Raw genomic sequence first — 13,707 nt, 5'->3', positions numbered from 1 at the left:
TCGTGAACGCTTGTGCCGAAGATGACCGGAGTGATGGTGTGCGTGGCGGTGCTCGTCGTGGCGAGCGCCTACGGAGCGCTGCACAGGCGGCGGAGCGGGAGGGTGCGGGTGTACGGGCGGGACGACGGCAGACGGCTCGGTGCGGCGGAGCTGGGCGGCGAACTCGGCGCCCGCGCAACGCTGGTGCAGTTCTCCAGCGCCTTCTGCGCGCCCTGCCGCGCGACCCGGCGCGTCCTCGGCGAGGTCGCGGAGATGGTGCCGGGTGTCACCCATGTCGAGATCGACGCCGAGGCCCGCCTGGACCTCGTACGCGCACTGGGCATCCTCAAGACGCCCACCGTCCTGGTGCTGGACGCCGAGGGACGCGTGGTGCGCCGCGCCGCCGGGCAGCCGCGCAGGGCCGATGTGATCGCGGCACTCGGGGAGGCGGTGTGAGGCCCCCCGTGGCCGGGTGAGCCTTCTCCCGGATCGCGGACCGAACTTGACTGCGCGTGCCACGTGTCGTCAGCCTGACCCTGTGCCGACCGAACTCCTTCTCTTCGGGCGGGTCCACGTCGACCTGGCCCGCACCGCGAGCGCGCGCTGTCCGGGCTGTTGACCGACCCCGGCCCCGCTCGACCCCTCTCGCAGAAGGACAACTCCGTGACGGCCACTCCTGGACTGAGCGCCTGGCAGCTCGCCTCTCCCGATCTGCTTCGCTCCACCTTCCGCCGGCACGCCGCCGGTGTCGCGGTGATCACCGCCCGCGGCGACGCGGGACCGGTCGGCTTCACCGCCACCTCCCTCACCTCCGTCTCCGCCGAGCCGCCGCTGGTCTCCTTCGGCATCGGCACCGGCGCCTCCAGCTGGCCCGCCGTGGCGACGTCGGAGCACGTCGGCATCCACATACTCGGTGAGCACCAGAGCGACCTGGCGGCCACTTTCGCCCGCAGCGGAGCCGACCGGTTCGGCGCCCCCACGGCCTGGCGCGAGGGCCCGGAGGGTGTACCCGTGCTCGACGACGTGCTCGCCTGGCTGGTCTGCCGCGTGGTCGGCCGGGTCCCGGCCGGCGACCACCGGATCGTGCTGGCCGAGGTGGTCCTCGGTGACTCGACGGGCGCCGGCCGCCCCCTCCTCTACCACCAGGGCCGCTTCAACGGACTGCGGGATTGAGCACACCGCCGCGGTCCTGCGTCGATGTCGAATTCCGGTTACGCTGCGTTGCGAAGGTCACAGTTCAAAGCGCTTGCTTAGCGGGCAGGAACTGGGTGTACTGACGAGTAATATTTCGGTCGGAGCGCGCGGACGCCCCGACCGGAATCGGCCGCTTGAGGCGCCTATGCTGCCTCCAAGAGGCAGCCCGGAAATGACGATGCAGTAGGAGAGCCGGCGTGAGCTTGAGGATCGTTGTCACTGTGAAGTACGTGCCCGACGCCACTGGCGACCGGCACTTCGCCGATGACCTGACCGTCGACCGCGACGACGTTGACGGTCTGCTCTCCGAGCTGGACGAGTACGCGGTGGAGCAGGCGCTGCAGATCGCGGAGGACGCGGACGACGCCGAGGTCACCGTGCTGACCATCGGCCCCGAGGACGCCAAGGACGCGCTCCGCAAGGCCCTGTCGATGGGTGCCGACAAGGCCATCCACGTCGAGGACGACGACCTGCACGGTACCGACGCCATCGGTACCTCGCTGGTGCTGGCCAAGGCCATCGAGAAGGCCGGTTACGACCTGGTGATCTCCGGCATGGCCTCCACCGACGGCACCATGGGTGTCGTGCCGGCGCTGGTCGCCGAGCGTCTCGGCGTCCCGCAGGTCACCCTGCTCTCCGAGGTCTCGGTCGAGGACGGCACGGTCAAGGGCCGCCGCGACGGCGACGCCGCCAGCGAGCAGCTCGAGGCCTCCCTGCCGGCCGTCGTGTCCGTCACCGACCAGTCGGGCGAGGCGCGCTACCCGTCCTTCAAGGGCATCATGGCGGCCAAGAAGAAGCCGGTGGAGTCCTGGGACCTGTCCGACCTGGACATCGAGGCCGAGGAAGTCGGCCTGGAGGGTGCCTGGACCAAGGTCGAGGCCGCGGCCGCGCGTCCGGCGCGCACGGCCGGCACCATCGTCAAGGACGAGGGCGAGGGCGGCAAGCAGCTCGCTGAGTTCCTCGCGAGCCAGAAGTTCATCTAAGGGCTCGCACCCGCTGACCGCCCCTCAACTTCGTTACGCAGGAGAGCAATCCCATGGCTGAAGTCCTCGTCTACGTCGACCACGTGGACGGTGCCGTCCGCAAGCCCACCCTCGAGCTGCTGACCCTGGCCCGCCGCATCGGCGAGCCCGTCGCCGTCGCGCTGGGCAACGGCGCCGCCGACACCGCCGCCACGCTCGCCGAGCACGGCGCGGTGAAGGTCCTCACCCACGACGCGTCCGAGTACGCCGACTACCTGGTCGTGCCGAAGGTGGACGCCCTGCAGGCCGCCCACGAGGCCGTCTCCCCGGCCGCCGTGCTGGTCCCGTCCTCCGCCGAGGGCAAGGAGATCGCCGCCCGCCTGGCGCTGCGCATCGGCTCCGGCATCATCACCGACGCCGTCGACCTCGAGGCCGGCGACGAGGGTCCGGTGGCCACCCAGTCGGTGTTCGCCGCGTCCTTCACCACCAAGTCCCGTGTCAGCAAGGGCACCCCGGTCATCACGGTCAAGCCGAACTCGGCCGCCGTGGAGGCCGCCCCGGCCGCCGGCGCGGTCGAGGCCCTGAGCGTGTCCTTCTCCGAGAAGGCCACCGGCACCAAGGTCACCGGCCGCACGCCGCGCGAGTCGACGGGCCGCCCGGAGCTGACCGAGGCCGCGATCGTGGTCTCCGGTGGCCGTGGCGTCAACGGTGCCGAGAACTTCTCGATCATCGAGGCGCTCGCCGACTCCCTCGGCGCGGCCGTCGGCGCCTCGCGCGCCGCGGTGGACGCGGGCTGGTACCCGCACACCAACCAGGTCGGCCAGACCGGCAAGTCGGTCTCGCCGCAGCTCTACATCGCCAACGGCATCTCCGGCGCGATCCAGCACCGCGCCGGCATGCAGACCTCGAAGACGATCGTGGCCGTCAACAAGGACGCCGAGGCCCCGATCTTCGACCTGGTCGACTACGGCGTGGTCGGCGACCTCTTCGACGTCGTCCCGCAGCTGACCGACGAGGTCAAGGTCCGCAAGGGCTGAGCCCCCCTCGCTCCACGAGGCCCCTGTGACCGGCGCGGTCACGGGGGCCTCGGCGCATGCTGGACCCAGCCGTACCGGTGCCGGCGGGCCTCGCGGGGGTGTTGACCGGCGGGAAGCTCCCCGGATAACTTCGTTCAACGGATTGTTGATTCCGTAGAGCGGAAAATTGGAGGGTGTGGGATGGGTCAGCAGGAGAAGGTGGCCACGAGCCTCGCGGGTGCCGTCAGCGAGGAGATCAGCGCCTCCCTCGCGCCGGTCGACGCGGAGCTGGCGCACCGCTACCCGGGCGACCCCGGCACCCGCCAGCCCGTCCACACGGTGTACGTCCCCGGCGACGTCTTCGACGCCGGCACCATCCGCTCGTGGGGCGACCGGGCCCTCGCGGCGCTCGACGAACACGCCCCCGACGCCACCGCCTTCGCCGCGGTGCTGGGTCTGTCCGACGACCTCGCCGAGCCGGTGTACTCCCGCGTCCGCGCCAAGCTGGAGCGCGAGCCGGTGGAGGACCTGCGTGTCGACTTCGAGGACGGCTACGGCCCCCGCCCGGACGCCGAGGAGGACGAGGCGGCCGCACGGGCGGCCCGTCTGATCGCCGAGGCGTACCGCGACGGCACGGCGGCCCCGTACATGGGCATCCGCATGAAGTGCATGGAGGCCGCGGTGCGCGACCGCGGCATCCGCACCCTCGACGTCTTCCTCACCGGACTGATGGAGGCCGGCGGACTTCCCGCCGGACTGGTGCTGACTCTTCCGAAGGTCACGTACGCCGAGCAGGTCGGCGCGTTCGCACGGCTGCTGGAGGCCTTCGAGAAGGCCCACGGACTGGCGGCGGGCCGGCTCGGCTTCGAGATCCAGATCGAGACCAGCCAGGCCATCCTCGCCGCCGACGGCACCGCCACCGTCGCCCGGATGATCCAGGCCGCCGGGGGCCGCGCCACCGGACTGCACTACGGCACCTTCGACTACAGCGCCTGCCTCGGCGTGTCCGCCGCCCACCAGGCGAGCGACCACCCCGCCGCCGACCACGCCAAGGCGGTGATGCAGGTCGCGGCCGCGGGCACCGGCGTACGAGTCTCGGACGGCTCCACCAACGTCCTCCCGGTCGGCCCGGCCGCGAAGGTCCACGACGCCTGGCGTCTGCACTACGGCCTCACCCGCCGCGCCCTGGCCCGCGCCTACTACCAGGGCTGGGACATGCACCCCGGTCACATCCCGACCCGGTACGCCGCCGTGTTCGCCTTCTACCGCGAGGGCTTCGAGCAGGCCGCGGGCCGTCTCGCCCGCTACGTCGGCCGGACCGGCGGCGACGTCATGGACGAGCCGGCCACCGCCAAGGCCCTCAGCGGCTATCTGCTGCGCGGTCTGGACTGCGGGGCCCTCGACATCGCCGAGGTGGCCCGGCTGAGCGGACTGACCCGGGCCGACCTGGGGGCTTCGCGGCTCCCCGCCGCGGCGACCTGACGGCCTCCGCCACGTAACGGCGTCCGGCGCCGGCCCTGGCCGGCGCGGGCGGCTCAGCCGGCGGGCGGCAGCTCGCCGGAGCCGCGGGTGATCAGCCGGGTCGGCAGCTCGATGCGCTCCGGCGCGACGAGGGAGCCGTCCAGCTGGCGGAAGAGGCGCTCGGCGGCCGTCCGGCCGAGCGCGGCCGCGTCCTGCGCGACGACCGTGACGCCGGGCCGGAGCAGGTCGGCCAGCTCGATGTCGTCGAAGCCGACGAGGGCGACCGGCCGGGTCCGCTCGGCGAGGACCCGGATCACCGTGACCGTCACCCGGTTGTTGCCGGTGAAGATCGCGGTCACGGGGGAGGGGCCGGAGAGCATCTCCTCGGCCGCCCGGCGCACCCGTTCCGGATCCGTCGCGCCGAGGGACATCCAGGCGTCCTCGACGGGTATCCCCGCGTCCTCCATGGCCGCGCGGTAGCCGCGCAGCCGCTCCGCCGCGGTGTGGATACGGGGCATGTCGCCGATGAAGCCGATCCGGCGGTGGCCCTGTGCGATCAGGTGGGCCACGCCGTCGCGGGCGCCCCCGTGGTTGTCCGACAGGACGACGTCGGCGTCGATCTTGCCGGCGGGCCGGTCCACGAACACGGTGGCCACGCCCGCCCGCAGCTCCGGCTCCAGATAGCGGTGGTCGTCACCGGCCGGGATGATCACCAGGCCGTCCACCCGCCGCGCGCACAGGGCCAGCGCCAGTTCCTGCTCACGTTCCGGGTCCTCCGCGCTGGAGCCGTTGATCAGCAGGGCGCCGTGGGCGCGGGCCACCTCCTCGACCGCGCGGCTGAGGGGGCCGTAGAACGGGTCCGCGAGATCCTCCAGGATCAGGCCGATGCTGGCGGTCCGGCCCTTGCGCAGCACCCGCGCGCTGTCGTTGCGGCGGAAGCCGAGCGCCTCGATCGCCTCCTGCACCCGGCGCTCGGTGTCCGGGGTGACGCCCGGCTCGCCGTTGACCACCCGGGACACCGTCTTCAGGCCCACCCCGGCCCGGGCCGCCACGTCCTTCATCGTCGGGCGGTTGCCGTAACGGTTCCCGGTGAGGCGGTCTGCGCGGCGGGTGGTCTCGGGCACGATGCGGTGTCCTGTCCTGGGTCCGTGGAGTTCTGGGAGGAGCGGGCTGCGGTGTTCGATGGTCCATATGAGGATGTGGCGTCGAGCATAGAGCCTGGACAACGTTGTCAGATGCGCGAGAGACTGTTCACAGCTGTCTCCGGCCTGCGCCCCCACCGCCTGACCGGCCCGCGTCTGTTTGGTTCTCGAGCATCAACGGGGAGATCTGACTCTGATGTACACCGACCTCGTGGCGGCCCTCGACATCGGCGGCACCAAGATCGCCGGCGCGCTGGTGGACGGTCTTGGACGGATCCAGGCCCGTGCCCAGCGCGCGACCCCCGCCCAGCAGGACGGAGAAACGGTCATGCGGGCCGTCGAGGGAGTGCTCGGTGATCTCGCCGGCTCCCCGCTGTGGGGACGGGCCGGCTCGGTCGGCATCGGCAGCGCGGGCCCGGTGGACGCCTCGGCGGGCACCGTGAGCCCGGTGAACGTGCCGGGCTGGCGTGGCTTCCCGCTGGTCGAGCGGGTGCGCGCGGCCACCGGCGGCCTGCCGGTGGAGCTGATCGGCGACGGGGTGGCCATCACGGCGGCCGAGCACTGGCAGGGGGCCGCCCGCGGCCACGACAACGCGCTGTGCATGGTGGTCTCGACGGGGGTCGGCGGCGGCCTGGTGCTGGGCGGCCGTCTGCATCCCGGTCCGACCGGCAACGCGGGGCACATCGGGCACATCAGCGTCGACCTCGACGGCGACCCGTGCCCGTGCGGTGCCCGCGGCTGCGTCGAGCGCATCGCCAGCGGCCCCAACATCGCCCGCCGGGCCCTGGAGCGGGGCTGGCGGCCCCGCCCCGACGGGGACACCTCCGCCGAGGCGGTGGCCGCCGCCGCCCGGGCGGGCGACCCGGTGGCCGTGGCCTCCTTCGAGCGGGCCGCGCAGGCCCTGGCCGCCGGTATCGCGGCCACCGCGACCCTGGTGGAGATCGACATCGCCGTGATCGGCGGGGGAGTCGGCAAGGCCGGCGACATCCTCTTCACGCCCCTGCGCAAGGCGCTCACCGACTACGCGACCCTCTCCTTCGTCCGGCGTCTGACGGTCACGCCGGCGCAGATGGGCACGGACGCGGGCCTGGTCGGCGCCGCCGCGGCCGCGCTGTCCCGGCGACCGGACGCGACGGCGGCGGGGGTCTGAGCCGCGGTCCCGCGGCGTGCACGGCCGCGGGGCCGTCGACGCGGCAGGACCGGCGGGGGCCAATCCGCGTCATCCGCGTGACCCTCCGCAGGGTTCGGCAGTTGATCAGGGCATGAAGAAGCGCAGCATGCTGGCCATCGCCTCCCTAGCCACCGGATTCGTCGTGGCCGCCGTCACCCCGTCCCACGCCGCGGACCAGGGGCCCGCCCGGGACCTCAAGCTCTCCAACACGCTCGGCGACGTCGACCACCTGGTCAGCGAGGCGACCCTCGCCGTGGCGGAGAACGCGCGCGGCAAGAAGTAGCCCCGGACCCCCGGTGAAAGTGCCGGTGTCACCCTCACCGGAGGCACCGGCACTGGCGTATGCGCGCCCTCAACTGGACGTGGTTTCCGTGGCAGGGTGGAGCGGGCAAGCCACAGGGGGCCAACAGAAGAGGGGGAGTCCGTGACCGTCGTCTGGATCAACGGCGCGTTCGGTGCGGGGAAGACCACGACCGCACGGGAACTGATCGAACTGATCCCGAACAGCACGCTCTTCGACCCCGAGGTCATCGGCGCGGCACTCCCGCACCTGCTGCCGCCCAAGCGCCTCGCCGAGGTCGGCGACTTCCAGGACCTGCCGATCTGGCGCCGGCTCGTGATCGACACGGCCGCCGCGATGCTCGCCGAGCTGGGCGGCACGCTGGTCGTTCCCATGACCCTGCTGCGCCAGGAGTACCGCGACGAGATCTTCGGCGGCCTCGCCGCCCGCCGGATCCCCGTACGGCACCTGCTGCTCACCCCGGCCGAAACGATCCTGCGGGAGCGCATCGCCGGGCGCGGGTTCCCGCCGGACCCGTCCGAGGGCGACAACCGGCAGCGGCAGTGGGCGTACGACCACCTCGAGCCCTACCGTGCCGCCCTGGCCTCCTGGCTCACCGCCGACGCGCACCTCGTGGACTCCAGCGGCCTCACCCCGTACGAGACCGCCGTCCGCATCGCCGACGCCGTGGGCAGCGGTGCGGTGCGGCCCGTCGACATCGTGCAGACCCCCGAGCCCACCGCCGAGACGCTGGCCGCCGGTGTGCTGCTCTTCGACGAGCAGGACCGGGTGCTGCTCGTCGACCCCACCTACAAGCCCGGCTGGGAGTTCCCCGGCGGTGTGGTCGAGCGGGGTGAGGCCCCCGCCCGGGCCGGGATGCGCGAGGTGGCCGAGGAGACCGGGATACGGCTGCGGGAGGTGCCCCGGCTGCTGGTCGTGGACTGGGAACGGCCGGTACCGCCCGGCTACGGCGGACTGCGCCTGCTCTTCGACGGGGGCACGCTGGACTCCGCCGAGGCGTCCCGGGTGCTGCTGCCGGGGCCGGAGCTGCGCGGCTGGCGCTTCGCGACCGAGCAGGAGGCCGCCGGCATGCTGCCCCCGGTGCGGTACGAGCGGCTGCGCTGGGCGCTCCGGGCCCGGGAGCGGGGTGCCGCGCTGTATCTGGAGGCCGGCGTACCGGTGGTGGGCCGGGCGGCCTGAGGCCTCTCACGGCTCCGCTGTCAGCCGGTGGACGGTCCGCCGTCGGCCGCTCCGCGCAGGGCGGCCGACGCACCGCCCACCACCGGTCGGCCGTGCCCGAAGCAGGCCACTTCGGCGTCGAGGGCGGTCAGCCGGCGCAGGGAAGCCATCAGCCGAGGCCGGTCGAGGTTGAACACCCCCGGCATGACCGTTCCGTCGGCCGGCGAGGCGGCCACCGTGTCGCCGGTGAACAGCACACCCTCGTCCGGGAGGAAGACGGCGATGCTGCCGTCCGTGTGCCCGGGTACGTGGAGCACCCGCGCGCCGCCGCCGAAGCCGAGCACCGCGCCGTCGGACAACGCGGCGACGTGCCGGGGCCGCTCCGGCTCGCCCCCGGGCAGGTGCCGTGCCGCCTCCGCGTGGACCGGCAGCTCCCACTCCTCGAACCGCGGGGGCGGGCCCGGGCGTTCACCGAGCACGAACGGCGCGTCCAGTTCGTGCGCCAGCACCTCGGCACCGCTCAGCGCGGCGAACTCGGCCGCCCCGCCGGCGTGGTCCTCGTGGAAGTGCGTCAGCACGATCCGCCGTACGTCCCCGGGGGCGCGGCCGAGCGCCGTGACCGCCCGGGCGATCGCGCGGCCCGAGCCGATCGGCCCGGCATCGATCAGCGACAGCTCGTCGCCGTCGCGCCAGAGATAGGCCTGGCCGACCGGGAAGCGCAGCAGATGCAGGCGGGGGAGCAGTTCCAGCACGTCCATCAGTCGAACGTAGGCGGCGCCCCCGCCCGCCGGCGAGGGCGCTCTGCTGCGGGCAGAAGGGTTCAGCCCGCCGCGTAGTTGGTCAGGAACAGCGCCTCGGCGACCGACAGCCGCTCCAGCTCCTGCGGGGACACGCTCTCGTTGACCGCGTGGATCTGCGCCTCGGGCTCGCTCAGGCCGATCAGCAGGATCTCCGCCTGCGGGTAGAGGCCGGCGAGGGTGTTGCACAGCGGGATGGAGCCGCCCTGGCCCGCGTAGCTCATGGTCTCGCCCGGGTAGGCGACCGCCATCGCGTCGGCCATCGCCTGGTAGGCGGGGCTGGAGGTGTCGGCGCGGAAGGCCTGGCCCTGGCCGATCTGCTCGGTGGTGACCCGGGCGCCCCACGGGGTGTGCGCCTCGATGTGCGCCTGCAGCAGCTTGGTCGCCTCGGCCGCGTCCACACCCGGCGGCACCCGCAGGCTGATCAGCGCCCGCGCGCCGGCCTGCACCGACGGGGTGGCGCCCACGACCGGCGGGCAGTCGATGCCGAGGACGGTGACCGCGGGGCGGGCCCAGATGCGGTCGGCGACCGAGCCGTCACCGATCAGACCCACGCCGTCCAGCACCCTGGCGTCCTTGCGGAACTGCTCCTCGGTGTACTCGAGGCCGTCCCACCGCGCTCCGGAGTCGAGCCCGTCGACCGTGGTGGAGCCGTCCTCGGCGCGCAGCGAGTCCAGGACGCGGATCAGCGCGCCGAGGGCGTCCGGGGCGGCGCCGCCGAACTGGCCCGAGTGCAGGTTGCCCGCGAGGGTGTCGACCTGGACCCTGAGCAGGGTCATGCCGCGCAGGGTGGTGGTGACCGTGGGCAGGCCGACGCGGAAGTTGCCGGCGTCGCCGATCACGATCGCGTCCGCGCGCAGCAGCTCGGGGTGCTGCTCGGCGTACCGCTCCAGGCCGCCGGTGCCCTGCTCCTCCGAGCCCTCGGCGATCACCTTGACGTTCACCGGGACGCCGCCGTTGGCCTTGAGTGCGCGCAGGGCGAGCAGGTGCATGATCACACCGCCCTTGCAGTCGGCGCTGCCACGGCCGTACCAACGGCCGTCCCGCTCGGTCAGCTCGAACGGCGGGGTGGTCCAGCCGGCCTCGTCCAGCGGCGGCTGGACGTCGTAGTGGGCGTAGAGGAGAACCGTTTTTGCGCCCTCCGGGCCCGGCAGGAAGCCGTACACCGACTGAGTGCCGTCCGGGGTGTCCAGCAGCGCCACGTCCTCGAATCCCTCGGCGCGCAGCGCGTCCGCGACCCAGTTGGCGGCGCCCTCGCTCTCGCTCCTCGGGAACTGCGCGAAGTCGGCCACCGACTTGAAGGCGACCAGTTCGGCCAGCTCCGCCTTGGCCCTCGGCAGCAGCGAGGCGACGGTCTCGGCGACCGGATTCGACGACATGGGCACGCTCCTCGTGGGTGCGACGTTGTACCGGGTGAGTACACCGATCCTCCCACAGCGGTCCGCCGTGATCGTCGCCGTAGGATGCGGGGGACAGGTGCGGAAGCGGCTTGATCGGAGCAGTAGACCATCGTGAGCGGCGAGAACTCTTCGGCGGACGACGTGCAGCGGGTATGGGACGTCGTCGTGGTGGGCGCGGGACCCGCGGGGGCCTCCGCGGCCTACGCGGCGGCGGTCGCGGGGCGGCGCGTGCTGTTGCTGGAGAAAGCCGAGCTGCCGCGCTACAAGACGTGCGGCGGCGGCATCATCGGCCCGTCCCGTGACGCGCTGCCGCCCGGCTTCGAGCTGCCGTTCCAGGACCGTGTGCACGCGGTGACCTTCTCCCACAACGGCCGCTTCACCCGCACCCGCCGCTCCCGGCAGATGCTGTTCGGGCTGATCAACCGCCCCGAGTTCGACCAGCAGCTCGTCGAGCACGCCCAGAAGGCGGGCGCCGAGCTGCGCACCGGCGTCGCCGTCCAGCGGGTCGAGCAGCACGGCTCGACGGTGCCCGACCGGCGCACCGTCGCCGTGGTGCTGCAGGGCGGGGAGACCGTGCTGGCCCGCGCGGTCGTCGGCGCCGACGGCAGCGCCAGCCGCATAGGCGCGCACGTCGGCGTGAAGCTGGACCAGGTCGACCTCGGCCTGGAGGCGGAGATCCCGGTCCCGGAGACGGTCGCCGAGGACTGGAAGGGGCGCGTGCTCATCGACTGGGGCCCCATGCCGGGCAGTTACGGCTGGGTCTTCCCCAAGGGCGACACGCTGACGGTCGGTGTGATCTCGGCGCGCGGCGAGGGCGCCGCCACCAAGCGGTACCTGGAGGACTTCATCGCCCGGCTGGGGCTGGCCGGCTTCGAGCCGAGCATCTCCTCCGGGCACCTGACGCGCTGTCGCGCCGACGACTCGCCGCTCTCCCGCGGCCGGGTGCTGGTCTGCGGTGACGCGGCGGGGCTGCTGGAGCCGTGGACCCGGGAGGGCATCTCCTTCGCGCTGCGCTCGGGCCGGCTGGCCGGGGAGTGGGCGGTCCGGATCGCCGAGGCGCACGACGCGGTGGACACCCGGCGCCAGGCGCTGAACTACGCGTTCGCGATCAAGGCGGGGCTCGGCATCGAGATGAGCGTCGGCAAGCGGATGCTGGCCGCGTTCGAGCGCCGTCCCGGCGTCTTCCACGCGGTCCTCACCGGTTTCCGTCCCGCGTGGAAGGCGTTCAAGGAGATCACGCAGGGCTCGACGTCCCTGGGCGAGCTGGTCCGCTCGCATCCGCTCGCGCAGCGCGCCCTGACCGCTTTCGACCGGAGCCGGGGAGCGGGCGCCGACACGGCGGCGGAGGACACCGTCACTCCGTGACGGTGATCCGGAAGACGGGGTGGTCGCCGGCCGCCGCGAGGATCTCCGCGTCGGAGGACTTGGCCGTCACGCCCTGGAAGTACTGGTTGACCTCCCAGCCCCACTTCTCCAGGTAGGTCCGCAGGATCGGGAGCTTCTCGGCGTCGGGGAGCTCCTCCGCGGTGAACGGGCGCACCTTGCGGCCCACCCGCAGTTCGCCGCCGCCGGCGACCCGCATGTTGCGCACCCACTGGGAGTGGCCGCGCGCCGAGACGAGGTAGCGCGCTCCGTCGTAGGTGTGCGGGTTGACCGGGATGCGCTGCATCTGCCCGCTCTTGCGGCCGCGCACGGACATCTCGGCGCTCCCGGCGAGGCTGAGCCCGTGCCGCGCGAGCCAGCCGATGACCGCGTTGAGCCGTACGTTCAGCGGGCTGCCCTTGAGGTAGTAGGGCGAAGAAGACGACGGCATGGTGGCCCCCACGGTTCGGGAGAGCAGTGCTCTCGGTTGACTCCAGTGTGGGGCAGTCGAGTGCTCCAGAGCAAGAGCGGTGCTCTCTTTTTTGTTCGCCGCTCTCGTTTGTGTGCACTGCTCCACCCTCGTGGCACACTGCTGCGATGAGCACCGCACAGGGCGCCCGCGCGCGAGCCAGGATCGAAGTGACCGCGGCCATCAAGGACGCGGCGCGCAGACAGCTCGCCGAGGAGGGCGCGGCCAAGCTCTCGCTGCGGGCCGTCGCCCGCGAGCTGGGGATGGTCTCCTCCGCGCTGTACCGGTACTTCCCCAGCCGGGACGACCTGCTGACCGCGCTGATCATCGACGCCTACGACTCCCTCGGCGAGGCGGCGGAGGCGGCTCACGCGGCGGCGCCCGGCTCCGACCCCGTCCGGCGCTGGACGGCGGTGTGCGAGGCGGTGCGCGCGTGGGCCCTCGGCCGTCCCCACGAGTACGCGCTCATCTACGGCTCGCCGGTGCCCGGGTACTCCGCGCCGCAGACCACCGTTCCGGCCGCCGCGCGCGTCGGACTGCTCCTCATCGGCATCGTCCGCGACGCGCACGACAGCGGCGGCCTCACCGAGCTGCCCCTGCCCGCCGAACTGCGCCCCGAGGCGGAGCGGCTGGCGGCCGACCTCGCCCCCGACCTGCCCCCCGAGGCGGCGGCGGCCCTGGTCGCGGCCTGGGCCGAACTGTTCGGGCTGGTCGGCTTCGAGCTGTTCGGGCAGTTCAACCGCGTGGTCGAGGACCGCGAGGCCTTCTTCCGCCACGCGGCGACACGACTCGCCACGAGTGTGGGCCTGACGGCCGGTCCTTGATGTCCGCGGGCGCCCGGGCGACCGGCTCGGAGCCCGTTCCGGTCCGGGCGCGTCGTGGCGGCCCGCCGGAAGCGTCCGGCCGACGGACCGGTGCGACGGACAGGAGTCCTCCGAGCCCGGCCCCGGTCCGGACGCGGGGCGACGAGGATCGCCGAAGGGGTGGCTCTGACGCCCCGTCCCTGGCGCCCGGAGGCAGGCAGAGCGGCCCTCCAGCCTGGGTGCGGCGGTACTCGGCGAGGGCTTCCGGTGTATTGGTGTCCGATACCGGGCGCCCGCTCGCGCCGGACGTCCGCCGCCGTGGCCCGAGTCCGGCCCGGGTCCGCCGGACTGTTCCCGGTCCGCGGGCGCCCCGATCGGCGGTCGTGCGTACTCCCCGGGGAGGGCGGGCCCCACCCACCCCCCGGCCGCGGGGGGCCGGGGGGGGGGGGGGGGGGCAGGGGCGGGGGGCGGGGCACGCCGGCCCCCCGCGGG

General features: G+C 73.4%; 13 protein-coding genes and 1 pseudogene. 10 read left to right on the top strand and 4 right to left on the bottom strand.

Annotated features, from left to right (window positions below; translation table 11 throughout):
- The first annotated feature begins 21 nt into the window (after positions 1-21).
- The 5 genes and pseudogenes from ACWCPN_RS23495 to ACWCPN_RS23475 all read left to right on the top strand — a co-directional run bounded on the left by ACWCPN_RS23495 (position 22) and on the right by ACWCPN_RS23475 (position 4,650).
- Positions 22-435: a TlpA family protein disulfide reductase gene (locus ACWCPN_RS23495; RefSeq protein WP_451209394.1), complete on the top strand. Its 414-nt coding sequence runs from the start codon at positions 22-24 to the stop codon at positions 433-435.
- 207 nt (positions 436-642) lie between these two features.
- Complete coding sequence (locus ACWCPN_RS23490) at positions 643-1,152, top strand: flavin reductase family protein (protein WP_451209391.1); 510 nt, start codon at positions 643-645, stop codon at positions 1,150-1,152.
- Positions 1,153-1,370: 218 nt separating this feature from the next.
- Positions 1,371-2,156, top strand: a complete 786-nt coding sequence (locus ACWCPN_RS23485; RefSeq protein ID WP_451209388.1) for an electron transfer flavoprotein subunit beta/FixA family protein — start codon at positions 1,371-1,373, stop codon at positions 2,154-2,156.
- A gap of 53 nt (positions 2,157-2,209) precedes the next feature.
- Positions 2,210-3,172, top strand: a complete 963-nt coding sequence (locus ACWCPN_RS23480; protein ID WP_199209536.1) for an electron transfer flavoprotein subunit alpha/FixB family protein — start codon at positions 2,210-2,212, stop codon at positions 3,170-3,172.
- A 180-nt stretch (positions 3,173-3,352) separates the two neighbouring features.
- A pseudogene (locus ACWCPN_RS23475) lies at positions 3,353-4,650 on the top strand (DUF6986 family protein).
- A gap of 36 nt (positions 4,651-4,686) precedes the next feature.
- Here ACWCPN_RS23475 and ACWCPN_RS23470 read toward each other — a convergent pair.
- On the bottom strand, positions 4,687-5,736 hold the full coding sequence (locus tag ACWCPN_RS23470) for a LacI family DNA-binding transcriptional regulator (protein ID WP_365124627.1): 1,050 nt from the start codon (positions 5,734-5,736) through the stop codon (positions 4,687-4,689).
- A 214-nt stretch (positions 5,737-5,950) separates the two neighbouring features.
- Between ACWCPN_RS23470 and ACWCPN_RS23465 the strand changes: the two genes are divergently transcribed.
- The 3 genes from ACWCPN_RS23465 (at position 5,951) to ACWCPN_RS23455 (ending at position 8,405) form a co-directional block, all read left to right on the top strand.
- Positions 5,951-6,904, top strand: coding sequence for an ROK family protein (locus ACWCPN_RS23465; protein ID WP_451209384.1), 954 nt, complete (start codon positions 5,951-5,953; stop codon positions 6,902-6,904).
- A 112-nt stretch (positions 6,905-7,016) separates the two neighbouring features.
- On the top strand, positions 7,017-7,208 hold the full coding sequence (locus ACWCPN_RS23460) for a hypothetical protein (protein ID WP_199209535.1): 192 nt from the start codon (positions 7,017-7,019) through the stop codon (positions 7,206-7,208).
- Between the two features lie 141 nt (positions 7,209-7,349).
- The gene (locus ACWCPN_RS23455) at positions 7,350-8,405 is read left to right on the top strand and encodes an NUDIX hydrolase (RefSeq protein ID WP_451209380.1); all 1,056 of its coding nucleotides are present in this window, start codon (positions 7,350-7,352) and stop codon (positions 8,403-8,405) included.
- A gap of 20 nt (positions 8,406-8,425) precedes the next feature.
- Here ACWCPN_RS23455 and ACWCPN_RS23450 read toward each other — a convergent pair whose 3' ends face one another.
- Positions 8,426-9,142 carry an MBL fold metallo-hydrolase gene (locus ACWCPN_RS23450; protein ID WP_451209377.1) on the bottom strand — a complete coding sequence of 239 codons (717 nt, stop codon included), beginning with the start codon at positions 9,140-9,142 and terminating at the stop codon, positions 8,426-8,428.
- Between the two features lie 62 nt (positions 9,143-9,204).
- On the bottom strand, positions 9,205-10,560 hold the full coding sequence (locus ACWCPN_RS23445; RefSeq protein ID WP_199209533.1) for a M20/M25/M40 family metallo-hydrolase: 1,356 nt from the start codon (positions 10,558-10,560) through the stop codon (positions 9,205-9,207).
- A gap of 132 nt (positions 10,561-10,692) precedes the next feature.
- On the opposite strand from ACWCPN_RS23445, the gene ACWCPN_RS23440 reads away from it, so the two are divergent.
- Positions 10,693-11,946, top strand: a complete 1,254-nt coding sequence (locus ACWCPN_RS23440; RefSeq protein WP_451209373.1) for a geranylgeranyl reductase family protein — start codon at positions 10,693-10,695, stop codon at positions 11,944-11,946.
- Here the strand turns inward: ACWCPN_RS23440 and ACWCPN_RS23435 are convergent.
- Positions 11,936-12,394 carry a nitroreductase/quinone reductase family protein gene (locus ACWCPN_RS23435; protein WP_451209370.1) on the bottom strand — a complete coding sequence of 153 codons (459 nt, stop codon included), beginning with the start codon at positions 12,392-12,394 and terminating at the stop codon, positions 11,936-11,938. The two genes, ACWCPN_RS23440 and ACWCPN_RS23435, sit on opposite strands and share 11 nt — an antisense overlap.
- 146 nt (positions 12,395-12,540) lie before the next feature.
- On the opposite strand from ACWCPN_RS23435, the gene ACWCPN_RS23430 reads away from it, so the two are divergent.
- Positions 12,541-13,236, top strand: coding sequence for a TetR/AcrR family transcriptional regulator (locus tag ACWCPN_RS23430; RefSeq protein ID WP_451209367.1), 696 nt, complete (start codon positions 12,541-12,543; stop codon positions 13,234-13,236).
- Positions 13,237-13,707: the final 471 nt, after the last annotated feature.

It is taken from the genome of Streptomyces sp. NPDC002386 (genome assembly GCF_053593175.1).
This window is presented reverse-complemented; position numbering and strand designations above follow the sequence as displayed.

What these genes read in the sequence shown, in the direction of transcription:
- ACWCPN_RS23445 (WP_199209533.1), bottom strand. Translation starts at nt 10,560, where the DNA reads ATGTCGTCGAATCCGGTCGCCGAGACCGTCGCCTCGCTGCTGCCGAGG.
- ACWCPN_RS23430 (WP_451209367.1), top strand. Translation starts at nt 12,541, where the DNA reads ATGAGCACCGCACAGGGCGCCCGCGCGCGAGCCAGGATCGAAGTGACC.
- ACWCPN_RS23480 (WP_199209536.1), top strand. Translation starts at nt 2,210, where the DNA reads ATGGCTGAAGTCCTCGTCTACGTCGACCACGTGGACGGTGCCGTCCGC.
- ACWCPN_RS23450 (WP_451209377.1), bottom strand. Translation starts at nt 9,142, where the DNA reads ATGGACGTGCTGGAACTGCTCCCCCGCCTGCATCTGCTGCGCTTCCCG.
- ACWCPN_RS23460 (WP_199209535.1), top strand. Translation starts at nt 7,017, where the DNA reads ATGAAGAAGCGCAGCATGCTGGCCATCGCCTCCCTAGCCACCGGATTC.
- ACWCPN_RS23465 (WP_451209384.1), top strand. Translation starts at nt 5,951, where the DNA reads ATGTACACCGACCTCGTGGCGGCCCTCGACATCGGCGGCACCAAGATC.
- ACWCPN_RS23435 (WP_451209370.1), bottom strand. Translation starts at nt 12,394, where the DNA reads ATGCCGTCGTCTTCTTCGCCCTACTACCTCAAGGGCAGCCCGCTGAAC.
- ACWCPN_RS23495 (WP_451209394.1), top strand. Translation starts at nt 22, where the DNA reads ATGACCGGAGTGATGGTGTGCGTGGCGGTGCTCGTCGTGGCGAGCGCC.